This window comes from Sulfuricaulis sp. (assembly GCF_024653915.1).
Lineage (GTDB): Bacteria > Pseudomonadota > Gammaproteobacteria > Acidiferrobacterales > Sulfurifustaceae > Sulfuricaulis.
The window spans coordinates 39,898-63,112 of the sequence record NZ_JANLGY010000013.1; the positions used below are offsets into that span (position 1 = coordinate 39,898).

Consider the following 23,215-nt stretch of genomic DNA (forward strand, 5'->3'; position numbering starts at 1 on the left):
AGTCTGACCGTACCGTTCCGGCAGGAAATTAGCCTGATTTCAGGCCGGATTCGGCCTGTTTACCAAGGACTTAGTGGGGGTAACTGGCAAGGGGGGAGGGGTGCGGCCGGGATAGTTACTTCTTGCCCCCCCCATAACGATCCGAGCACGCCGCGGATGATACTGCGGCCGACCTGGCTGCCGATGGAGCGGGCCGCACTTTTGGCCATGGCCTCGCTTATGGATTGGCGTGGTCGGCCGCCCTTGCCGCTGGAGCTGCCGCCAAGCAGCCCGCCCAGGAAACCACCGCCGGATTGGGGTTCCTGGGGATTGGCGACGGGAGGCGGGGCAGTTTTATCGGCACGGGCCTTGAGCATTTCATAGGCGGATTCGCGGTCGACGGTTTTTTCGTATTGCCCGCGGACTGGCGAAACGGAAAGGATGGATTTGCGTTCGGTCGCGTCAATCGGGCCAATCCGGCTCTGCGGCGGGCAGATCAGGGCGCGCTCCACCACCGTCGGGCTACCTTTCTCGTCCAGCATGGAAACCAGCGCCTCGCCCACGCCGAGCTCGGTGATGACCGTCTCGATTTTCAATTTGGGGTTGGCGCGAAAGGTTTCCGCGGCGGCCCGCACTGCTTTCTGGTCGCGCGGGGTGAAGGCGCGCAGCGCATGCTGCACGCGGTTACCAAGCTGTCCCAGCACGTCATCCGGAATGTCGAGTGGATTCTGAGAAACGAAATAAACGCCCACGCCCTTGGAGCGTATCAGGCGCACGACCTGCTCGATCTTTTCCATCAGCGCCCGGGGTGTGTCGTCGAACAGCAGGTGAGCCTCGTCGAAGAAAAATACCAGTCTCGGCTTGTCACGGTCGCCAACCTCGGGTAGACGCTCGAAAAGTTCGGCCAGCAGCCACAGCAGAAACGTGGCGTAGACCTTGGGCGATTGCATGAGCTTGTCAGCGGCGAGCATGTTGATCATGCCGCGACCGTTGTCCGTTTGCATCAGGTCGTCGAGATTCAGTGCCGGTTCGCCGAAGAATTTTTCCGCGCCTTGATTCTCCAGAGTAAGCAGGGCGCGCTGGATGGCACCGACGGAGGCACCGGAGATATTGCCGTATTCGGTCGTGAAATCCTTGGCGTTGTCGCCGACATGCTGGGCCATGGCGCGCAGATCTTTCAGGTCCAGCAGCACCATGCCGCCGTCATCGGCGATCTTGAATATCAGATTGAGCACGCCTTCCTGCGTATCGTTGAGATTGAGCAGGCGCGCGAGCAGCAGCGGACCCATTTCGGAAACCGTGGCGCGCACCGGGTGACCTTGTTCGCCGAATACATCCCAGAAGGTCACGGGAAAACCCTGGTAGTCGAAACCCCCGGGCTTCATCTGTTTAATGCGTTCTTCCACCTTGGCATTGCCGCCACCTTTCTAGCTGATGCCGGCGAGGTCGCCCTTTACATCGGCCATGAATACCGGCACGCCGATGGCGCTGAAGCGTTCGGCCATCACTTGCAGCGTGATGGTTTTACCGGTGCCGGTGGCGCCCGCGATCAGCCCGTGGCGATTGGCCATTTTGGGCAGGAGGTAAATCGGCTCCTTGGCTTTAGCGATAAGCAGCGGTTCAGTCATGAGGTTAGATTCTTAAACCACGGGGAGCACGGGGAATAAAAATTGTCAGAGAAATGGGATACCATTTTTGACTTGCCTTTCCCCGTGTCCCCGTGGTTCAAATTGGTTTTTTAATTCAAAATAGCCACGCTCTGCGCGGCATTCATGGCCACGCCAGTGCGGATCGGGGCGCGCATATCGGCCAGCACGGCTTCGAGCGCTTCCAGGCAGTACATGACGTTTTTCATGTTGGCGCCGTAACCCATGAGGCCGATGCGTACAATCTTGCCGGCCAGTGTCCCGAGCCCAGCGCCGATTTCGAGATTGTAATCGTTGAGCAGACGGCTGCGCAGCACGGCATCGTCCACGCCTTCCGGTACCATGATCGCGTTCAGTTGCGGCAGGCGCACGGGCTCCTTGACGAGGAAGGAAAGCCCCATGGCCTCGATGCCCGAGCGCAGCGCCAGATGATGGTGCTGATGGCGGGCCCAGGAATGCTCCAACCCCTCTTCCTGCAGCATGGCCAGCGCCTCGTGCAGACCATATAAGGTGTTGACCGGGGCCGTGTGGTGGTAGGCGCGCTTGCCCGAGCCCCAGTAGCCCATCAACAGGTTGAGGTCGAGGAACCAGCTCTGGATTCTGGTTTTGCGTTTCTTGATCTTGTCCACCGCGCGGTCGTTCAGCGTGAGGGGGGCCAACCCCGGGGAACAGGACAGGCATTTCTGTGAGCCGGAGAAGACGGCATCGAGGCCCCATTCATCCACCTTCAGAGGCGAGCCACCGAGCGAAGTCACGGTGTCCACGATGGTCAGGCAGCTGTGACGGCGTGCGATTTCGGCGAGGGTTTTGGCATCCGATTGCACGCCGGTGGAAGTCTCGGCGTGCACGAAGGCGACGATTTTGGCGTCGCGATGGGCCTTGAGCGCATCCTCGAGCTTGTTCGGATTCACGGCGGTGCCCACGGCGTCCTCCACCACGATTGGCACGCCGCCGGCACGCTCAATGTTTTCCTTCATGCGCGCGCCGAAGACGCCGTTGATGCACAAGACGACTTTTTCGCCCGGTTCCATCAGGTTGACGAAACAGGCCTCCATGCCGGCCGAGCCGGGTGCGGAGATGGGAATCGTCAGGGCATTGCTGGTCTGGAAGGCGTATTGCAGCAGTCCCTTGATTTCTTCCATCATCGCGATGAAAGCGGGGTCGAGGTGGCCGATGGTCGGGCGCGCCATGGCCGTGAGCACGCGCGGATGCACGTCCGAGGGTCCCGGCCCCATCAGAGTGCGGACCGGGGGGTTGAAGGAGGTGTAACTCATGCTTGATCTCGTTCCTGGGCTGCGGAAAGCGTGCAGTATAAGGATATTCAGATGGCAAGACGAGAGAAGCAGGCCTCACTTAAATTCATGGCGCTAACGTGTTGTGTACGCGCCGACAGCAGGGATGGGGGGGGTAAATTCAGTTCTTGGCGCTGTAACCGAGCCGGGCGGACAAATCGGCGCCGGCCTTCTTGATCAGGGCCACCCAGGACTGCTGCCGTCGTTCCCGCGGCGCGGAGATGGACAGACCCGCCATCATGATGCCATGGGCGTCACGTACCGGCACGCCGATGCAGCTCACGCCCGTTTCCGCTTCCTCGTTGTCGAGTGCGAATCCCTGCTTGTGCGTGTTGGCGATCTGGGCCCAGAGCTTGGTGACCTGGGTGAGGGTATTGGGAGTGTAGCGTGGCAGACCGGTGCGGCGGGCATACTCGCGGCAGGCCTTCTCGCCGCTCTCGGCCAGGAACAGCTTGCCCACCGCGGTCACGTGCAACGGTGCGCGACTGCCGATCACCTGTTCCACGCGCATCATGCGGTTGGGGATCACGCGTTCAACGTACACCACTTCGTCACTTTCGCGCACGGTGAGATTTACGCTCTCGCCAATCTCTGCGCACAGCGATTGCATGATCGGTTTGGCCTCGCGCAACAGATCCACCTTGCCATGCACGTGGCTGCCGAAATGCAGCAGCTTTACCCCCAGCGCGTAGCGGCCGGCCTGCGTGCGCTCCACGAGGCCATGACACGCCAGCGCGTTGAGAATGCGGAAGGCGGTGGAAGGATGCAGGCGGGTTTCAGCCGACAAGAATTTCAGGCTGGACGGTTCCGGATGCGTGGTGATGGCCTCGAGCAGGGCGGTGACCCGGTCGATGACTTGAATGGAAGAAGCGGCGGGTTTATTCATATTTCATATAGTGAAATCGATTATGTATTGTGAAATATGGTAACCTGCGTTAGCCTTTCTGGCAAGCGTGCCCTTTGTTACCGGCACAGGTAGAATGATTCCTGTTTGATTTCACATCGTGAAGTCGAATGGCAAGACGAGCGAGTAGCGAACAGAGCTACTTTTCCGAATCACAGTCCCGCGTTGTGAATAATCGAGGAAACAGGCGATGGCAAAAATGACCGCAAGTGAAGCGGCGATCCGCGTAATGGAAAGCGAAGGCGTTTCGCTGACGTTCGGCGTGCCGGGCGCAGCGATTCTGCCGCTGTATCAGGCCATGAACGGGAGCAAGATCAAGCACGTGCTGGTGCGCCATGAAGAAGGCGGCACCCATTCGGCAGAAGGTTACACGCGCGCCGCGAGCGGGCGCATCGGTGTTTGCATCGGTACTTCCGGACCGGCCGGCACCAACATGATCACCGGACTGTATTCGGCCATGGCCGACAGCATTCCGATTTTGTGCATTACCGGTCAGGCGCCGCGCGCCAAATTGCATAAAGAGGATTTCCAGGCGGTCGATATTGCCGCCATTGCCAAGCCCGTGACCAAATGGGCGATCACCGTCATGGAAGGCGCCCAGGTGCCGCGCGCATTCCGCTATGCATTTCATTTGATGCGTTCGGGCCGCCCCGGTCCGGTGCTGATCGATCTGCCGATTGATGTCCAGAAGGAAATCATCGAATACGACCCCGACTCCGATTTTCCGCTGGAGGTATTCAAGCCGCGTCCGCACCGGAAACAGATCGAGAAGGCGCTCGACATGATGATGACGGCGCAGCGGCCGCTGATTTTTTCCGGCGGTGGCGTGATCAACGCCGATGCTTCCGGCCTGCTTGTCGAGCTGGCCGAGCTGACCCAGACGCCCGTCATCCCCACGCTCATGGGCTGGGGCAGCATTCCCGACGATCACCCGCTGAATGCCGGCATGATGGGGCTGCAGACCATGCATCGTTACGGCAATGCGACTTTTCTGCGCAGCGATTTCGTGCTCGGGATCGGCAACCGCTGGGCCAACCGCCAGACCGGCAGCGTCGACGTCTTCACCAAGGGACGCAAGTTCGTTCATGTTGACATCGATCCGATGCAGATAGGCCGTATCTTCTGTCCCGATCTCGGCATCGTGGGGGACGCCAAATACGCACTTGAGGAGTTCGTGGCCGCGGCCCGGGCGCGCAAGCAGGCCGGCAAGATTGTCAGCCGCAAGCAATGGATCGACGAGGTTCAGGAGCGCAAATTCACCATGCAGCGGCGCACCGATTTCGACAACGTGCCGATCAAGCCGCAGCGTGTGTTCCAGGAAATCAACAACGTGTTCGATGACGATACCTGTTTCGTCACCGCCATCGGCCTGTACCAGATTGCCTCGGGCCAGTTCCAGAAGGTCAACAAGCCGCGAAACTACATTGTTTGCGGTCAGGCCGGTCCGCTGGGCTGGGAAATCTCGGCGTGCATCGGCGCCAAGCTGGCCGATCCGAGCAAGGAAGTCGTCGGTGTCGTCGGCGACTATTCATTCCAGTTCCTTATCGAGGAACTCGCGGTCGCCGCCCAGCATAAGGTGCCGTTCGTGATGGTGCTGATCAACAATGCTTATCTCGGGTTGATTCGCCAAGGAGAAATCGCTTATAAAATGGATTATGAGGTCCAGCTGAGCTTCAACAACATCAATTGCCCCGAGATCGGCGACTATGGCGTCGATCACGTCAAGGCCGTGGAGTCGATGGGCTGTATTGCCGTGCGCATTTTCGATCCGAAACTCATGGCGGACGCCTTCCGGGAAGCGCGGCGCCTGAGCAAGGAAAAGAGCGTACCGGTCGTGGTAGAAGTGATCACCGAGCGCGTGACCAATATCTCCATGGGCCCGGAGATCGACAAGATCAACGAGTTCGAGGAGATTCTCGACCGCAAGCCGGAAAAGAAAACCGAGGCGGCCTGATCGCGCCGCCTGTAAAAAATGAACAGGATTAACAGGATTTTTCAGGATTTACAGGATTAGTCTAAATTTTCTAAAGTTTTAATCCTGTTAATCCGGCTTTTAATCCTGTGAATCCTGTCTGATTTTTTTTGGGATTCTTAGAGGAACGACGATGCCCAAGTTTGCCGCCAACCTGACCATGCTGTTCAACGAGGTCGAATTCATGGACCGCTTCGACGCCGCCGCCAAGGCCGGCTTCCGCGGGGTCGAATACCTGTTTCCCTACGCCAACGACAAAAATCAGCTGGCCGATAAACTCAAGACACTCAAGCTCACCCAGGTACTGCATAACCTGCCCGCGGGTGACTGGGGCGCCGGTGACCGCGGTAATGCCTGCCAGCCGGCCCGCGTCGGCGAATTTCAGGATGGCGTGGGCAAGGCCATCGACTACGCCACCGCACTCGGGTGCCAGCAGGTCAACTGCCTGGCCGGTATCGCGCCCAAGGATGCCAAGCCGGATCAGCTGCGCAAGACCTTTGTCGAAAACCTGAAATTCGCCGCCGGTAAGCTCAAGGCCGCCGGCATCAAGCTTTTGATCGAGCCGATCAATACTTACGACATTCCGGGTTTCTATCTCTCGCGCAGCGCGCAGGCACTGGAAATCATGGACGAGGTGGGATCGGATAATCTGTTCCTGCAATACGACATCTACCACATGCAGCGCATGGAAGGTGAGCTCGCGGCCAACCTGAAGAAACATCTTGCCCGCATTCGCCACATCCAGCTCGCGGACAACCCGGGGCGCAACGAGCCCGGTACCGGTGAAATCAATTATCCATTTCTGTTCAAGCATATTGACCAGATCGGCTACGACGGCTGGATCGGTTGTGAATACAAACCGGCCACCACGACAGTCGCGGGTCTCGGCTGGGCTGCGGCTTATCTGTCGCACTAAATAATCTTAGGAGAACAATCATGAAAATCGGATTTGTCGGTCTCGGTATCATGGGTCGCCCAATGGCCCATAACCTGATGAAGGGCGGTCACACCGTCTATCTCTACAGCCTCCCCAGCGTTCCCCCGGACCTGATCGGTGACAAGGGCATTGCCTGCAAGAGTTCCAAAGAGGTTGCCACCAACGCCGAAATCATCATCACCATGGTGCCGGACACCCCCCATGTTGAAGCTGCCCTGTTCGGCAAGGACGGCGTGGCTGAAGGTCTGTCGAAGGGCAAGATCGTGGTGGACATGAGCTCCATCGCGCCGCTTGAGACCAAGAAATTCGCCGAGAAGATTAACAAGCTCGGCTGCGAGTACATCGACGCACCGGTATCCGGTGGCGAAGTCGGTGCCAAGAACGCCGCATTGACCATCATGTGCGGCGGCAATCAGCCGGCCTTCGACAAGGTCAAGCCGCTGTTCGAGCTGATGGGCAAGAACATCACGCTGGTGGGTGGCAACGGCGACGGCCAGACCTGCAAGGTCGCCAACCAGATCATCGTGGCACTGACCATCGAGGCTGTCGGCGAGGCGTTGCTGTTTGCCTCCAAGGCCGGAGCCGATCCGGCCAAGGTGCGCCAGGCGCTCATGGGTGGATTCGCCTCATCGAAAATCCTGGAAGTGCACGGCGAGCGCATGATCAAGCGCACCTTCGATCCCGGTTTCCGCATCGAATTGCATCAAAAGGATTTGAATCTGGCCTTGTCCGGCGCGCGCGCTCTCCAGATCAGCCTGCCGAACACCGCCACCTGCCAGGAGCTGTTCAACGCCTGTGCCGCGAACGGTGGCAGCGCTTGGGATCACTCGGCCATGGTGCGCGCGCTGGAAATGTTGGCCAAGCACGAGATCCATTAAGAAATCTCTGAAGTATGAGTTTTCACCGCAGAGCACGCAGAGGTCGCAGAGATTTTCCGGTTAATTTTCATTATTTTTCTCTGCGTCTTCTGCGCTCTCCGCGGTTGAGAATTAATAAATCGGACTTTCTTAGAACTTGCGCCGTGAATTAGGGTATCGTTGCCTATCATCGCAATAGGCGCGAATCATGCAGACAGCCCTAGCCGATTTCATCCGGGATACCGAATCCGGCCAAGAGGCCAATGCCATCCTGCGCACTTGCGTGCACTGCGGCATGTGCAACGCCACCTGTCCGACCTATCAGCTGCTGGGCGACGAGCTCGATGGTCCGCGCGGCCGCATTTACCTGATCAAACAGATGCTCGAAGGCGCGGATGTCACGCGCAGTACTTTGACGCATCTGGATCGCTGTCTCACCTGCCGCAATTGCGAAACCACCTGCCCCTCGGGTGTGCGTTATGGACAATTGCTCGAAATCGGCCGTGAACTGGCTGAACAGAAGATCAGCCGGCCTGCGCCGGACCGGCTGGCCCGTTGGGTGTTACGGAACATCATCCCTTATCCTGCGCGCTTCATGCTTTTGCTGCGGTTAGGGCAATTATTTCACCCCCTGATGCCGCTTTGGCTGAAGCGTTCCGTGCCCCCACGCCGGGTGGCGGATCCGTGGCCCACCACGGCGCATAGTCGCAAAATGCTGGTCCTCCAGGGTTGCGTTCAGCCCGCCATCGCACCGAACATCAACGCCGTCACGGCACGCGTACTGGACCGCCTGGGTATTTCCCTGATGGCCGCTGCGGGTGCCGGCTGTTGTGGCGCGGCCAGCCATCACACCTCCGGAATGGAAGACGGGCTCGATTTTGCCCGCCGCAACATCGACGCCTGGTGGCCGCTTATCAAATCCGGCGCCGAGGCCATTGTCATGACCGCGAGCGGTTGCGGTGTGCACGTCAAGGAATATGGCCATCTTCTGAAAGACGATCGCGTCTACTCCGCTAAGGCGCGGAAGGTTTCGGAATTGACCAAAGATATCAGTGAAATTTTGTCGCAAGAGGATTTATCGAAATTATCTTCAGATGCGAAGCCTCAAATGAAAGTCGCTTTTCATTCTCCATGTTCGCTGCAACACGGACAGAAATTGAACGGCGTCGTGGAAAAGATATTGCGTGGAGCCGGTTTGATTCTGGTGGCAGTGCCGGATGCCCATCTCTGCTGCGGGTCAGCAGGCACGTATTCCATTTTGCAGAAGCGCCTCTCGCAGTCGTTGCTCACCAACAAAGTAACCTCACTGGAATCCGGCGGACCCGATGTCATTGCCACGGCCAACATCGGTTGCCTGGCGCATATACAAAGCGGGACGACGCTTCCGGTCCGGCATTGGATTGAAATCTTGGATAAGCTCGCTGTTCCGCGCTGAAAAACCGCTCATCTGGTTCCTCGGCCAGTGGCCTTCGTTTTCATCAGGCAAAAAAGCGTTTCATTCGGCGCTCAATCTTCTTGAGTTGCCCGGGTTCTCCCGTTACATTGAGTAACGGGATTCTGGACCATTCAAACAATACATCCCGTCAGTTGTTCAGAGATGTGCAGTCAAACCGGGATCCTGCCGCTTGGCAATCATCATCGGATGTTTGAACTTCCGCGGGAAATCCGCCGCGGTGCCGACGGCAGAAAAGACAGAGAACATTTACCCATAAGGATCAGGAGGCGTAATGAAAACGAATCGTGTAAATACCTTGTTCAGATCGATGGTTGCTGCCACGGCGACATTGGGCATGCTGGCCCCGGTATCCGTGCTGGCGTGGGAGCCGACCAAGCCAGTCGAATTCGTCGTTCCGGCCGGTACCGGCGGTGGCGCCGACCAGATGGCGCGCCTGATTCAGGGCGTGGTCACCAAGCACGAACTGATGAAGCAGCCAATGGTGGTGGTAAACAAATCGGGCGGTGCTGGCGGTGAGGGCTTCCTTTACGTCAAAGACAGCAAGGGCGACCCGCACAAGATCATCATCACCTTGAGCAATCTTTTTACGACGCCGTTGGCGACCGGAATCCCGTTCAACTGGAAAGAGATAACGCCGGTGGCGATGCTGGCACTCGACGAGTTCGTGCTGTGGGTCAACGCCGATTCGCCGCACAAGACCGCCAAGGATTATCTGGCAGCAGTGAAGGCCGGCACCGACAACCAGTTCAAGATGGCGGGAACCGGCTCGAAACAGGAAGACCAGATCATTACGGTCGCTCTCGACAAGTTCACCGGCAAGAAATTCATCTATGTCCCCTTCAAGGGCGGCGGTGACGTTGCCGTGCAACTGGTCGGTGGGCACGTGGATTCCACGGTGAACAATCCGATCGAAGCCGTCGCCCACTGGCGCGCCGGCAAACTGCGTCCGCTGTGCGTGTTTGACGATCAACGCATGCCGTACAAGGGAAAGGTCACCGACACCATGTCGTGGAATGACATCCACACCTGCATGGAAGCCGGCGTGAAAGTGGACTATCTGATGTTACGTGGTATTTTCATGCCCGGCGGTGTCAGCCAGGACCAGGTGAAATTCTATGTAGACCTGTTCAAGAAGGTGCGCGAAACGACCGAGTGGAAGGAATTCATGGAGAAGGGCGCGTTCAACCAGAGCTTCATGGCTGGCAAGGAATACGCCGACTGGGTGAAGAAGGCCGAGGACACGCATAAGGGCCTGATGAAGGATGCCGGGTTTCTCGCCCCGTAGCAGGTCAGGCGGATGGTTTCGGTAGCGGTTTAGGGTAATACAGGGAGCGGGGTGGAGATCGTCGTCCGATCTTCACCCCGTTTTTTGCTTCAGGTGCCGGAGCAGTGAAATAGCGAGCAGAGTGTAGTCAGCCATGAGCGAAGACAACAACACTGAACACGACAAGCATCACCACGGTGTTTTCACCCGGACGGTGGAAATTGGCGTGGCAGTGTTCACGCTGATTCTTGGCATAGTGGTAATCATAGACAGCCGGCGTGTCGGAGCCAGTTGGGCCGAGGATGGGCCGCAGGCCGGCTATTTCCCGTATTACATCGGTATTTTCCTGTGCCTGGCAAGCGTCTGGACAATATGGCGTGCCTTGTTTTCCGCCAAGGACGTCGCCGGCGTTTTCGTGAGTCACAAGAAATTCCGGCTGGTCCTGTCGGTATTCATTCCCGCCATGATCTATGTCGCCGCGACGTATTTCATCGGCATTTATGTCGCCTCCGCCCTTTTTATCGGTGCGTTCATGTACTGGCACGGGCGCTTCGCCTGGACGAAAATCATTCCGGTCAGCCTGTCCGTGCCCGTGGCCGTGTTCCTGCTGTTCGAGGTGTGGTTTCTGGTGCCCTTGCCCAAGGGCCCGCTGGAGACATTGATCGGTTATTGACGTCGGGGCGATTGTCGCTGGCGCAGATTTTTTGATTTTTCAGGATGACGGAGATAACTGTCCGTCGCCCGAAACCGCAAGGGGAGGGGAGCTGAGACGTGGAAGAATTCAGTAACCTGATGCAGGGCTTCAGTATCGCCTTTACGTATCAGAATCTGTTGTTCATGTTCGTCGGCATCCTGCTGGGGGTGCTGATCGGGGTGCTTCCCGGGCTCGGTGGCGCCAACGGCGTGGCGATCCTGCTGCCGCTCACGTTCACGATGTCGCCCACGAGCGCCATCATCATGCTTTCCTGCATCTACTGGGGCGCGCTGTTCGGTGGCGCGATCACCTCCATCTTGTTCAATATCCCAGGCGAGCCGTGGTCGGTGGCGACCACCTTCGACGGCCACCCGATGGCCAAGGATGGCCGCGCCGGTGAGGCGTTGACCGCCGCGTTTACATCCTCATTCGTCGGAGCCCTGTTTGCGGTCATGGTGATCACGTTTCTGGCGCCGCTGGTGGCGAAATTCTCCCTGAAATTCGGGCCGCCTGAATTCTTCGCGGTGCAATTGCTCACCTTCTGCAGCTTCGTCGGTCTTGGCAAGGGCCACCCGGCCAAGACCATTGCCGCCATGATGCTCGGTTTCGCGCTTGCTTCCGTGGGGCTCGACACCGTCACCGGCACGCTGCGCATGACCTTCGGCACCGGCGAACTCCTGCGTGGTTTCAACTTCCTGATCGCGGTCATCGGCCTGTTCGGCATCGGCGAGATCCTGCTCACCATGGAGGAGGGGCTGGCATTCAAGGGTGTGCACGCGCGCATCAATCCACGCGTGGTCTGGCAGACCTGGAAGCTGCTGCCAAAATACTGGCTGACGGCGCTGCGCGGCACGTTGATTGGCTGCTGGATGGGAATCACGCCGGGAGGCGCCACGCCAGCCTCGTTCATGAGCTATGGCATTGCCAAGCGTTTCTCCAAAACCGGTGAAAAATTCGGTACCGGTGAAATCGAAGGAGTGATCGCGCCGGAAACCGCCGCGCACGCTGCCGGCACCAGCGCGCTGTTGCCCATGCTGACGCTCGGCATTCCGGGTTCCCCGACCGCGGCGGTGCTGCTGGGTGGCCTGCTGATCTGGGGCCTGCAACCCGGGCCGTTGCTGTTCGTGGAACAGAAGGAATTCGTGTGGGGCCTGATCGCGAGCATGTATATCGGAAATGTTGTCGGCCTGATCATCGTGCTGACCACGGTGCCGTGGTGGGCGGCGATCCTGCGCGTGCCCTTCTCCATCATCGCGCCGATCATCATCGTGATCTGCGCCATCGGCGCCTACACGGTCAACAACGCCATGCTGGATGTGGTGCTGATGCTGGTGTTCGGCGTCGTCGGCTACCTGTTCAAGAAGCTGGATTATCCGCTGGCGCCATTGGTGCTGGCGCTGGTGCTGGGCGACATGGCGGAAAGCTCGTTCCGCCAATCCATGCTGCTGTCGCGCGGCGAAGTGTCGATTTTCTGGTCCAACGGCCTGGTGGGCAGCATTTGTGGTCTGGCCATGCTGATGCTGTTCTGGCCGGTAATCACGAAGCTTCTCGCGCGCCTGCGCCGCGGCAATAACGATCTGGACGAAGCGCGTCCGGTGGAATGAAATATGATTTTAAACCGCCAAGTCGCCAAGGCGCCAAGAAAGGCGGTTTTTTTCAACAGTAAAAACTTGGCGTTCTTGGCGTCTTGGCGGTTAAATTTCTTTTAGGGGTTCCAATTCTTAAGCGGTTCTGAGGAGAAATGCCATGCCGGTAATCGCCATGAATCAGGAAATGGGCTCGCAGGGAAAGTTCGTCGCCGAGAAGCTCGCCGAAGAGCTGGGCCTGGATATCGTGCGCCACGAGATCATTGATCACGTGGCCGAGAAGATGCACGTGCGCAAGAGCATGTTGCAACGCTTCCTCCAGGGCAAAGCCGGTTTGCTGGAACGCTGGGGCACGGATGAGGCCAGCCTGGCACTGTTCAAGGTCGAGGAAATTCTCGAGCTGGCGGCCAAGGGCAACGTCATCATTCGCGGCTGGGGCGCCACCCACGTCCTGCGCCCCATCCCGCATATCCCGTGCGTGCGTGTGGGCGCGCCGTTCGCCACGCGCCTCAAGTGGGTCATGAATTCGCTCGGAACGTTTGACGAGGATATGGTGGCCGAGGAGATTCGTCACAGCGACGCGGCGCACCGCGCCAACATGCAGCACCAGTTCGGCGTGGGCTGGGGCGAACCCATGCAGTACGACATCACGCTCAACACCGAGCGCCTGTCAGTGGCAACCTGCGTCGAGATGATCAAGGAACTGTTGAAGCGACCCGAGTTCAAGGAAACGCCGAAGTCACGCGCCGTGCTCTCCAACCTGACGCTCGAATACCGCGTGCGCGCGGCCGTGCGTGCCAGCCCCAAGACCCCTGACGTCAAGATCTCGATTAGCGCCGACAGCGGCAAGGTGACGATGGAGGGTATTGCCGCCAGCACCGAGGAGCGTCACGCCATTGCCGAAGTCGTGAAGCATGTTTCCGGGGTGAAGAGCGTGGATAACAAGCTCAAAACCATGAAGTACACCAAGATGTTTCCCTCGTCCAAAACCTAGGTGTGCGCTGAGGCAGTGCTCCTCCCATTGTAGCGGGAGCTCTGCCCCCAGTATTGGGCTCCACTTTCTGCCACTTGAAGATCGGCGGCATGGCAGTTCAAGATAGCGAAATGATTCGACTGACGAGAGCATTAAACGCCTGGGGGACTTCTGATTTTGAAGGCGTCCTCAAGGAAGAAATTGCGCAAATGGATGCAGAGCAACTTCCCTTGCAACAGGGATTGTCTGCGGGCAGCTCTGTTGTTGACGGTCAGCGCCAGACGATGATTATCGGTGTTTCCGAGGCCGCCGGTTTTATCCGCGTGAAGGCCGGTATTTTTTATTCAGGAATAATCGGGGGTTGCAGTTGTGCCGATGACCCCACGCCCGTCAATGAAGAAAACGAGTACTGCGTAGTACAATTTGACATCAACAAGCAAACGGCCGAGACGACCGTCGCGCTTCTGGCAGAATAGCGGGGATGTAAACATGGGCGCGCAGTGGAAAACAAAAAACAAAGAAGTGGCGGCCAACGCCAAGGGCCGCATCTTCACCAAGTTATCCCGGGAAATCATGGTGGCCGCACGCGCGGGCGCCGACCCAGACATGAATCCGCGATTGCGTCTGGCGGTGGAGCAGGCGAAAAAGGCCTCCATGCCCAAAGACACCGTCGAGCGCGCCATCAAAAAGGGCGCCGGTTTGCTTGACGCCGGGGTGAGCTTCGAGAAGCTCACTTACGAAGGTTTTGCGCCGCACAAGGTTCCCGTGATTGTTGAGTGCCTGACGGACAACGTGAACCGCACGGTCACCAATATTCGCATCCTGTTTCGCAAAGGGCAGCTCGGCAACTCGGGATCGGTTGCCTGGGATTTTGACTATCTCGGGATGATTGAAGCCAGCCCAGCATCCGCCGGAGCGGACGCGGAGTCCGCCGCCATTGAAGCCGGCGCCCGTGATCTGGAGCCCGGCGAAAATGGCGCCACGCTGTTTCTGACCGAACCAACAGATCTGGATGCGGTGTCGCGTGCCTTGCCGAAGCATGGATTTGTCGTGCAGTCGGCCCAATTGGGTTACCGACCCAAGAATCCCGTGACACTAGGGGACGCGGAGCGTGCCGAAGTCGAGGCGTTTCTGGAAGCGGTCGATGCCGATGATGATGTGCAAAAAGTATTTCCGGGGCTGGCCGGTTAGAATCAGATTTATTTCAGCTTGCCTTTTTTCTCGTTCCTTTCTTGGTCCGCTTCTGACCCAAAGCAGACATCTAAGCGACCAGACCCCGTCGGAGGGTCTTATGGCCATGCCGTTTTTCGTCAGATAACTCACGCTATTTCGTCGAATTCACCGGCGCGGCCATGTCGTAATCTGGCAAATTAGTAAGTGTTTTCAATGCCGAGATGCACTGGCCCGAATTATGCACGTTTTGCATGAGGTATTCGTGTTTCGTTACAAGGGCAAACCATCCGAAAGGATGGGACGCAAAGCCACCTGCCTGGGGTCGCAAGACGACGGTAGAGGGGCCGCAGAAGGGGCACTCGGTTTCTGCAAGGACCGGTGGCGTACGCACAACGGTGCCGCGTCATCCCGGCGAGTCTTCTGCCGGCCTGTTTCTCTGTCCCTCGTTACCCCCTGCATGTGTGCCCAGTGGTCGTTACCGGCTGCCGCTTCGGTGCGCCCTGACTGACGCTACACGAAGCCGCTGTCAAACAGACGTTCAATCGGGGGTGATTTCCATGCGCAGGCTGCAAGCGATCGCAGAGGTAAGACGGATGTACGCAGATCCTTATACCCGTGCCGTCACGCGTTGGCAGCGACTCGCTGCCGGCATGACCGGGTTCAGTCTCTTCACCTCCGTGGCGGTATTTATCGCCTGTGCGTTGCCGGTCTTGATCGGAATGCTCGGGCCCGAAGCCGCAGTGGCGGCATTGACGAAGACAGCGCTGTTTCTCACGATCGTTGAATACAAGAATTGGATATTCTGGATCTCGGGGTTGCTGCTCCTGCTGGCGGCCCTGGCTGTGTGGAACGCCCGCTACCCGCGCACGCTCGATCCGGATATTACGCGACAGTGCCGGAGGGTACGGCACTTGTACCGGTGGATGCTGAGAATCTCGACCGGGCTCTGGCTCGCCGGCATCTTGAGCGTTTACCTCGTGATACCGGTGCGCGTGGCGCTCGGATGGTGAAACCGCCACGGCGCATGTTCATTACCCCGCTCAATATGTTGGGAGTTCGTCATGAAAAAAGTTGCCCTTACTGGCGAGAATCACGCGTGTCAACCCATTGCTATAGCCGCCAAAAGCAAGATTGAAGGGGATATATACGTATACGGGCAGGGTCGCCCACAACCATGAGGATTATCAGCATGCCAGCCAAACAGTCGAAGTTGAATCCCGCGGAACGTCGTCGCGCCCCGCGCGAGGTGGTGACGCCGAATCCGAAAGAAAAGTTGCAGCTCTACACGTCGTATCGATGCCTCGATGTGACCCAGATACGCGACATTTCACCGTTTGGCATCGCCCTTCAGTTGAAGGACACCATCGATGATGATGCACCGGTCCGGTTGAGGTACACCTGCGATGGTATGCAGATCGAGGTCTCGGGAACGGTTATCTGGAGAAAGGTCGTAAGATTGCCCGAGCCCAATCCATTTGCGGCATACGGTTGCTGGGTGGGTATTTTTTTGCACCCCAGCGACATCGATGCGAACTTCGCGCTTTACCAGGCGATCATGGGCGGGGCATGAGGACCATCATGAGGATTATCAGCATGCCAGCCAAACAGCCGAAGCCGAATCCCGCGGAACGTCGTATTGCCAAGCGCGAAGTGTTGGTGCAGCAGCCAAAGGGCACACTGCAACTCCACATCGAAAATCGATGCCTCGATATCGATCGGATACGTGACATCTCGCCATTTGGGGTTTGTCTTAAGCTGAAAGCCGTCGTCGATAAGGGTGCGCAAGTCCGGCTGAAGTACAGCTATCACGGTACCCAGATCGAGGTTTTGGGGACGGCCGTATGGGGAAAAGCCGCAAAATCGCCGTACCCGAATTCACTCGATACGCTTGGTTGGTGGGTCGGCATTTTTCTGCACCCTAGCAGCATGGATGCGAACTTCGCGCTTTACCGGACGATCGTGGAAGGTCGGAATGACGGGCTGCTCGACGAGTCGGGTAACGCCTTCTATTGGTAACGAATGAAGCACAGCCGCACAGCCTGATGGCGCGGCATGATCGGCTAACGTCAACCCGTGTCAAAACGTTAATCCGGACAAGCTAGTCCACGTGATTCAGGAGAACCATCTTGCCAATGACTCATCGTAAAGTAAAAAGGGACGGAGTGAGGTGTACTGCGCCCCTCAGCTTAAACGGTTTACCAAGAACGGCTGCTATTGGCCTATTGTGTTGAAAAACTCGAAAATCTTCAGAGCCGTTTTTTCGTCATCATTGATTTCTGTCGGATGTTTGAAGTTATTACAATACCTAAGCTCACGGGAGGCTTCTCGCGGCGAAATCGCAGCGACACTACTATCCCCCCATTCGTCCGAGAAGATAATTCGCTGACGGGGCTAATATTTTCGGGCCTCGATCAACAATGGAGTTTTTCAACAGAATAGGCCGAAAGCGGACACTGCCCAATACAGAAGAGGTTGCCTAGCGATGTATTGCTGCCGTGTTTGATTCAGCCGATTTTCTCCACTCTCAGTTTCCCTTTCTCCTCACCTAAAGTTTTCGCGAGCAGCTTGACGCAGGCATAAACCGAATCGATATGCGGCGTTGGGGTCTTGGTGAGCCTGCCCAGTTCGATCACGGCGCCGACCAGGGCGTCGATCTCGATGGCGCGGCCGATCTCGATGTCCTGCAACATGGAAGTCTTGTGCTTGCCGACTTTTTCCGCGCCGGCGATGCGCTTTTCCAGGGACACGCGGAACTCGACGCCAAGCTTGTTCGCGATGGTTTGCGCTTCGGTCATCATGTTGGCGGCGAGCTGGCGCGTCAGCGGGAATTGGCAGATGTCCACCAGCGTGGAATGGGTCAGGGCGCTGATGGGGTTGAAGCTGAGATTGCCCCAGAGCTTGAGCCAGATTTCCGCGCGGATATCTTTCAAAATCGGTGATTTAAATCCCGCTTTGGTGAACGTCGCCGTGATGTTTTTGACGCGCTCGCTCTCGGAGCCGTCCAGCTCGCCCACCGGGAAGCGGTTGCCTTCGATCAGTTTGATCACTCCCGGGGATTCGATCTCGGCCGCGGGAAAGACCACGCAGCCGAGGATGCGATCGACCTCGATGCTGGCCATGAGGTTGCCGTTGGGATCTACGGTCTCGACGCGCCGGCCTTCGAATTCACCGCCGTGCTTCTGAAAATACCACCAGGGAATGCCGTTCTGGGTCGTGACCACGATGGTCGTATCGTGGAACAGGCTGGGAATTTCCTTTGCCATGGGCTCGACCTGATGCGCCTTGAGCGCCAGGATCACGACGTCCTGTTTGCCGGCCTCGCTCAGCTTGTTCGTCGCTTTGACGTTCTTCGCCACGTGTTCGCTGCCGTCTTCCTCGATCAGCTTCAGGCCGTTCTTTTTCATGGCCTCGAGATGCGCACCGCGCGCGATCAGCGTGACTTCTTCGCCCGCGAGCGCGAGTTTGGCGCCCATCAAACCGCCGATAGCGCCGGCGCCGACGATGCAGATCTTCATGAGTCAAACCTCCAAATGAATGTATTCGAACCACGGGGGGCACGGGGAAAAACTTTAAGGGGTAAAAATGGACATCTCTGTTTTCCTGGCATTTATTCTTCCCCGTGTTCCCCGTGGTTTAAGACGTAGTCCTTCATTTATATTCGTTGGACAGCGTGCCGATGCCGTCAATAATGACCTCGACCTTGCTGCCCGGTTTCATGGAGCCGACGCCCACGGACGTGCCGCAGGAGATGACATCGCCGGGATTCAGCGTCATGTCGCGCGAGATCAGGCTCACGATCTGCGCCGGTTTGAAGATCATGTCGCTCACCGGGTAATTCTGGCGCTCCTTCCCGTCCAGCAGGGTTTTCACGCTGAGATCGAGTGGATTCACCTCGGTGGCGATTACCGGCCCGAACACGCCGAAGGTGTCAAAACCCTTGGCTCGCGTCCACTGGGCGAAGGTCGGGTCCTTCTGGATAATCTCGGCGGCGGTGACGTCGTTGGTGCAGGTATAGCCGAAAATATATTTGGCGGCATCGTCCTCGGAAACATTCGAGGCACGCTTGCCGATCACGATCCCGAGTTCGCCTTCGTACACGACCTTGCCGGTATAGGACGCCGGCACGCGGATGGTCTGGCCTCCGGCGAGGAAGGAGTTCGGCGCCTTCAACAGATACAGGGGTTCGGGTGGTGGCGTCAGGTTCAGCTTGGCCGCGAGCGCATGGAAATTATTCCACAGCGCGAACATTTTTCCGGGCACGCAGGGTGTGAGCAGCGTCACCTCGGCGAGCGGCACAGTCGTGTCCGTCGCGCGGCTGTCCTCGAACATGTTGCCTTCGTTGATCCGGATGACGCCGTCATGCAGTGTCCCGAATCCAATTTTCCCGGCGTGTTCGAAACGTATCCAGTGCATAAAATTCCCTCCGCCGTGTTATCGTGGCGATCCGTTACTGCTGTGGATCTTGAGACGTATGCTACCTTTTGGCGCTGCGTGTCGCCAGCCGCATCGTGATTGCACATGATGAAACTGGCAACGCGAACACACCAATGTAAAACGGTATTTCATTAGACGAAAACCATGCGCGATAACCAATACCCCGGACGTTCCGTTGTCATGAGCACGCGCGGCATGATCGCCACCAGCCAGCCGATGGCGACGCAGGCGGGGCTCGCGGTGCTGCAAGCCGGTGGCAACGCCATGGATGCTGCGATCGCGGCGAGCGCGGTGCTGAGTGTCACCGAGCCGCAGGCCACCGGCATCGGCGGCGATTGCTTCCTGCTGTATCACGAGGCCAAAACCGGGAAGCTCCACGGGCTCAACGGTAGCGGCCGCGCGCCGGCACGCGCCACACCGGAGGAATTCGAGCGACGCGGGCTCATGCAGGTGCCTGAATTCGGCATATTGTCGGTGATCGTGCCCGGTGCCGTGGACGCGTGGTACACGGCGCTGGAACGTTTCGGCACGCGCAGTCTGGAAGAACTGCTGCAACCGGCCATCGTGTTCGCCGAGGACGGCTATGCGGTCACGCCGGTGGTGGCCAAGGCGTGTCAGAACAATACCGCGGTGCTCGCGCCACATGCCGAGAGCCGGCGCGATTTCATGGTGGACGGCCATACGCCCGCGGCCGGGACCGTGCATCGTCAGCCCCGGCTCGCCAAGTCGCTGCGCCGGATCGCGCAGGGCGGACGCGATGCTTTTTATCGCGGCCCCATCGCCGAGGAAATCGTGCACTTCAGCCTGAAGCACGATGGTTTATTCGAGATGGAAGATTTTTACGAATACCACTCGGAGTGGGTCGAGCCGATTTCCACGGATTACCGCGGCGTCAGGGTGTACGAGATTCCGCCGAACGGGCAGGGCATCACGGCCCTGATGACGCTCAATATCCTGGAAAAAGTGAAATTGAGCGGGATGAAGCATCTCAGCGTCGATCACCTGCACATGGTGATCGAGGCCTTCAAGCTGGCCGTGGCCGAGCGCGATGAATTCGTCGCCGACCCGGCATTTAACAAATTACCCGTAGAAGAAATGTTGTCGAAGGAATTCGCCGCGAAGCAATTTGCGCGCATCGATCCACAACGCGCTGCGCGCTACCCCATCGCCCCGGCGGCACGTGCGCACCGCGACACAGTCTATCTCAGCGTGGTGGACCGCGACCGCAACGCCGTGTCCTTTATTAACAGTCTGTATTATCCCTACGGCAGCGGCGTTGTCGCGGGTGATACCGGCATCATGTTGCAAAACCGCGGCGCCGGTTTTGTGCTGGAGCCCGGGCATTTCAACTGCATCGCGCCGCGCAAGCGCCCAATGCATACCATCATCCCGGCCATGGCCTACCGCGGCGACGACATTTTGAGCTTTGGTGTGATGGGCGGGGAGTATCAGCCCATGGGACATGTGACCGTGCTGACCAACTGGCTCGATTTCGGTATGGATTTGCAAGAGGCGATTGACGCGCCGCGTTTCCAGCCCGGCGGCGGCGTGGTAGCGCTGGAGCGGCCGGTTCCACAGGAAGTGCTCAAGATGCTGCAGCAGCGCGGTCACGTGGTGGGGCGCACCGAGTTGTCACTCGGCGGCGCACAGGCGATTTACGTCGACATGAAAAATGGCGTGCTGTCGGCTGGTTCCGACCCGCGCAAGGACGGCTGCGCGCTGGGTTACTGAGAATGGACAGGATTAACAGGATTTACAGGATATATATTCTGAACAACAACAAAAACGATCTCGGAAACCGCTTTAATCTTGTTAATCCTGTAAATCCTGTCTATTTCGTTTTCTTTTTTTAAGCTAACCCGAGCTTCTGCGCCAACCCGATGCGCTGCAACTTGCCGGTCGCGCCCTTGGGGATTTCTTCCAGAATTAATATCTTGCGCGGTACCTTGAAGTCCGCCAGCCGCTTGGCGGCGAACTCGCGAATCTCCTTTTCATCGGCTTTCTTGCCCTCGCGCAACACCACGGCCGCCGCCACGTCCTCACCGAGCTTGGCGTGCGGCATGGCGAAGGTCACGACCTGTTGTATCGCCGGATGATCCATCAGCACCTCGTCCACCTCACGCGGCGAGATTTTTTCGCCGCCGCGATTGATGATCTCCTTCAGCCGGCCAGTGATGCTGAGATAACCCTCGGCGTCGATCACGCCCTGATCGCCGGTGCGGAACCAGCCATGGGTGAAATTTTCGGCGTTGGCCTTGGGATTGTTCTCGTAGCCCTTGGTCACGTTCGGCCCGCGAATGACGATTTCCCCGGTCGCGTTCGGGCCGAGCACCTTGCCGTCTTCGCCCATAATCGCCACTTCCGGCCCCGCGGCGATGCCCACGGTTCCGGGTTTGTGCGGGCGCGGTGGCAGCGGGTTGCTGGTCATCTGGTGCGAGGCCTCGGTCATGCCGTAGGACTCGAGCACCGGCGCGTTGAATACCTGTTCGAGCTCGGTCATCACCTGCGGTGGCAGCGAGGACGAGGACGAGCGGATGAAGCGCAACGGGTGGCGCTTTATGACCTCGCGATTGTTGGCAGCGCGTGACAGGATCGCCTGGTGCATGGTCGGTACCGCCGTGTACCAGGTCGGCTTGCACTCATCCATCCAGGCAAAGAATTTGAGCGCGTTGAAGCCGGGCGTGCACATTACGCTACCGCCGGCGCAGAGCGTGGACAGCACCGAGCCGATGAGGCCGTGGATGTGAAACAGCGGCATGATGCTGAGCCCGCGGTCGGCGGGCACCAGGCTCAAAATGTCGCGGATATGCCCGGCCGAGGCGCACACGTTTTTCTGTGACAACGGCACGATCTTGGGGCGCGAGGTAGTGCCGGAGGTGTGCAGCACCAGCGCCACATCGTCGGCCCCGGCGTAGCCGCCTGATTTCGCAGCCGCGGTCTTGGTGCTTGCGACCGGCACCAGTTCAAACACGCCCGCAGGGTCGGTATTGTTGCGCACGAGTTCAATGACGGGAATATTCAGTTTCGCCGTGACGCTGAGCGCGGGCGAGGTGCTGCCGCGCTCGACCACCAATGCCTTGGCTTTGAGATCAGAGAGATAGAATTCGAATTCGTCGGCGCGGTAGCCCGGGTTCAGCGGCGCTGAGGTTGTGCCCGCGGCGATGGCGACGAAGGCGCTGGCCATCTCGGTACCGTTTGGCAGCACGATGGCAACGCGGTCATTGCGTCCGATCCCAAGCCGGTTGAGACTCGCCACGGTACGTTGCACATGTTCGCGTAGACCACCGTACGTGAGCGACGGACAGCCGCTGCCGACGAAGGCAACGGCGCCGGCCGGCTTTTTCGCCAGCAGTTCGTGGATCGCGGAGAAAACAGTCATGGGTAATTCCTGTGTTTATGGCTCGGAACAGGGTGGGTCTCACGCTACGGATGCGGCTTCATGTTAACAGCATGGTTCACGCTGTAAATCCGGTTTTCATGATGCGGAACAACGAATTGATGTCTTGAAATCACCTATTGTGATTTCAAGGTCACAAAAGATGACCTTGATCGTATGTCACGAATTTTAGGTCACAATTTGTGACCTCAAATTTGAGGTTCCAAATGGGTACCTCAAGTTACGCCCGCATTGGCATTAAACGCTTCAAGAATCTTTTTGCCTGCGGCCCCCCGGAAAAACAGACGCTTTTCGAAGCCACGGATATTCACCGCGACATGGTTCACCAGCCACGACCGCTCGCGTTGCGCGGATTCCACCGCTGACCAGGGGATGAAAAGGGGCGGATGCAATAAGCGATACGGAAAAATCACTGACAAGCCCACGCCGGTAGGCTCCACCGTGACAAACAGCACGCGGCGGTAGCGTGCCGGGAAAAGGCCAGTTCCAATCGTCATCGAAGCAAACCGGATTTCTTCGCCGTTGATAGCGGAGTCCGATCGGAACTTCGCTGCCAGTCGGTGCCACCCGCCCATGAGCGAAATCATGGCGCAGGCGAACAGCCAGGCGACGATGATCAGCAGCATCAGCCACCCGAGGTGGACGCTTAAG

The 23,215-nt window shown here is 58.3% G+C and carries 20 protein-coding genes, 1 pseudogene and 1 riboswitch; of the genes and pseudogenes, 14 read left to right on the forward strand and 7 right to left on the reverse strand.

From position 1 onward, the window contains the following. Positions 1-59: 59 nt before the first annotated feature. From NUV55_RS06675 to NUV55_RS06685, 3 genes and pseudogenes are all read right to left on the reverse strand, one after another. Positions 60-1,607: pseudogene (locus NUV55_RS06675) on the reverse strand (helicase HerA-like C-terminal domain-containing protein). A gap of 110 nt (positions 1,608-1,717) precedes the next feature. After that, a complete protein-coding gene (locus NUV55_RS06680) occupies positions 1,718-2,899 on the reverse strand; it encodes an alanine--glyoxylate aminotransferase family protein (RefSeq protein WP_296671458.1) in 1,182 nt (393 codons plus the stop codon). A gap of 139 nt (positions 2,900-3,038) precedes the next feature. Continuing rightward, on the reverse strand, positions 3,039-3,803 hold the full coding sequence (locus NUV55_RS06685) for an IclR family transcriptional regulator (RefSeq protein ID WP_296671459.1): 765 nt from the start codon (positions 3,801-3,803) through the stop codon (positions 3,039-3,041). 208 nt (positions 3,804-4,011) lie between these two features. Between NUV55_RS06685 and gcl the strand changes: the two genes are divergently transcribed. The 13 genes from gcl (at position 4,012) to NUV55_RS06750 (ending at position 16,749) form a co-directional block, all read left to right on the forward strand. Then, positions 4,012-5,775, forward strand: a complete 1,764-nt coding sequence (gene gcl, locus NUV55_RS06690) for a glyoxylate carboligase (RefSeq protein WP_296671460.1) — start codon at positions 4,012-4,014, stop codon at positions 5,773-5,775. Positions 5,776-5,926: 151 nt separating this feature from the next. Further along, a complete protein-coding gene (gene hyi, locus NUV55_RS06695) occupies positions 5,927-6,709 on the forward strand; it encodes a hydroxypyruvate isomerase (protein WP_296671462.1) in 783 nt (260 codons plus the stop codon). A gap of 20 nt (positions 6,710-6,729) precedes the next feature. Next, on the forward strand, positions 6,730-7,608 hold the full coding sequence (gene glxR / locus NUV55_RS06700) for a 2-hydroxy-3-oxopropionate reductase (protein ID WP_296671463.1): 879 nt from the start codon (positions 6,730-6,732) through the stop codon (positions 7,606-7,608). A gap of 187 nt (positions 7,609-7,795) precedes the next feature. Continuing rightward, positions 7,796-9,022 carry a glycolate oxidase subunit GlcF gene (gene glcF, locus NUV55_RS06705; protein ID WP_296671465.1) on the forward strand — a complete coding sequence of 409 codons (1,227 nt, stop codon included), beginning with the start codon at positions 7,796-7,798 and terminating at the stop codon, positions 9,020-9,022. A gap of 328 nt (positions 9,023-9,350) precedes the next feature. Then, entirely contained in the window at positions 9,351-10,328 is a 978-nt protein-coding gene (locus tag NUV55_RS06710) for a Bug family tripartite tricarboxylate transporter substrate binding protein (protein ID WP_367280378.1), read from the forward strand. A gap of 133 nt (positions 10,329-10,461) precedes the next feature. After that, complete coding sequence (locus tag NUV55_RS06715; protein WP_296671468.1) at positions 10,462-10,980, forward strand: tripartite tricarboxylate transporter TctB family protein; 519 nt, start codon at positions 10,462-10,464, stop codon at positions 10,978-10,980. Positions 10,981-11,078: 98 nt separating this feature from the next. Further along, a complete protein-coding gene (locus NUV55_RS06720; protein ID WP_296671470.1) occupies positions 11,079-12,605 on the forward strand; it encodes a tripartite tricarboxylate transporter permease in 1,527 nt (508 codons plus the stop codon). A gap of 142 nt (positions 12,606-12,747) precedes the next feature. Further along, the gene (locus tag NUV55_RS06725; protein ID WP_296671471.1) at positions 12,748-13,581 is read left to right on the forward strand and encodes a cytidylate kinase family protein; all 834 of its coding nucleotides are present in this window, start codon (positions 12,748-12,750) and stop codon (positions 13,579-13,581) included. Positions 13,582-13,670: 89 nt separating this feature from the next. Next, a complete protein-coding gene (locus NUV55_RS06730; protein WP_296671473.1) occupies positions 13,671-14,036 on the forward strand; it encodes a hypothetical protein in 366 nt (121 codons plus the stop codon). Between the two features lie 13 nt (positions 14,037-14,049). Continuing rightward, positions 14,050-14,751 (forward strand): YebC/PmpR family DNA-binding transcriptional regulator, encoded by a 702-nt coding sequence (locus tag NUV55_RS06735; RefSeq protein WP_296671474.1) that lies wholly within the window; start codon positions 14,050-14,052, stop codon positions 14,749-14,751. Between the two features lie 249 nt (positions 14,752-15,000). Next, positions 15,001-15,085: riboswitch (cyclic di-GMP riboswitch) on the forward strand. 241 nt (positions 15,086-15,326) lie between these two features. Beyond that, positions 15,327-15,743 (forward strand): hypothetical protein, encoded by a 417-nt coding sequence (locus NUV55_RS06740; RefSeq protein WP_296671476.1) that lies wholly within the window; start codon positions 15,327-15,329, stop codon positions 15,741-15,743. A gap of 179 nt (positions 15,744-15,922) precedes the next feature. Further along, a complete protein-coding gene (locus NUV55_RS06745; protein ID WP_296671477.1) occupies positions 15,923-16,303 on the forward strand; it encodes a PilZ domain-containing protein in 381 nt (126 codons plus the stop codon). An 8-nt stretch (positions 16,304-16,311) separates the two neighbouring features. Continuing rightward, entirely contained in the window at positions 16,312-16,749 is a 438-nt protein-coding gene (locus tag NUV55_RS06750; protein ID WP_296671479.1) for a hypothetical protein, read from the forward strand. A 488-nt stretch (positions 16,750-17,237) separates the two neighbouring features. Here NUV55_RS06750 and NUV55_RS06755 read toward each other — a convergent pair whose 3' ends face one another. Beyond that, complete coding sequence (locus NUV55_RS06755) at positions 17,238-18,248, reverse strand: 2-dehydropantoate 2-reductase (RefSeq protein WP_296671480.1); 1,011 nt, start codon at positions 18,246-18,248, stop codon at positions 17,238-17,240. Between the two features lie 133 nt (positions 18,249-18,381). Beyond that, a complete protein-coding gene (locus NUV55_RS06760; RefSeq protein WP_296671481.1) occupies positions 18,382-19,146 on the reverse strand; it encodes a fumarylacetoacetate hydrolase family protein in 765 nt (254 codons plus the stop codon). 165 nt (positions 19,147-19,311) lie between these two features. Here NUV55_RS06760 and ggt point away from each other — a divergent pair, with 165 nt between their 5' ends. Continuing rightward, on the forward strand, positions 19,312-20,898 hold the full coding sequence (ggt, locus tag NUV55_RS06765) for a gamma-glutamyltransferase (protein WP_296671483.1): 1,587 nt from the start codon (positions 19,312-19,314) through the stop codon (positions 20,896-20,898). A 118-nt stretch (positions 20,899-21,016) separates the two neighbouring features. On the opposite strand, the gene NUV55_RS06770 is transcribed toward ggt, so the two are convergent. Together NUV55_RS06770 and NUV55_RS06775 are read right to left on the reverse strand one after the other, a co-directional pair. After that, on the reverse strand, positions 21,017-22,546 hold the full coding sequence (locus tag NUV55_RS06770; protein WP_296671484.1) for an acyl--CoA ligase: 1,530 nt from the start codon (positions 22,544-22,546) through the stop codon (positions 21,017-21,019). Positions 22,547-22,779: 233 nt separating this feature from the next. After that, a complete protein-coding gene (locus NUV55_RS06775) occupies positions 22,780-23,190 on the reverse strand; it encodes a hypothetical protein (RefSeq protein WP_296671486.1) in 411 nt (136 codons plus the stop codon). Between the last annotated feature and the right edge of the window lie 25 nt (positions 23,191-23,215).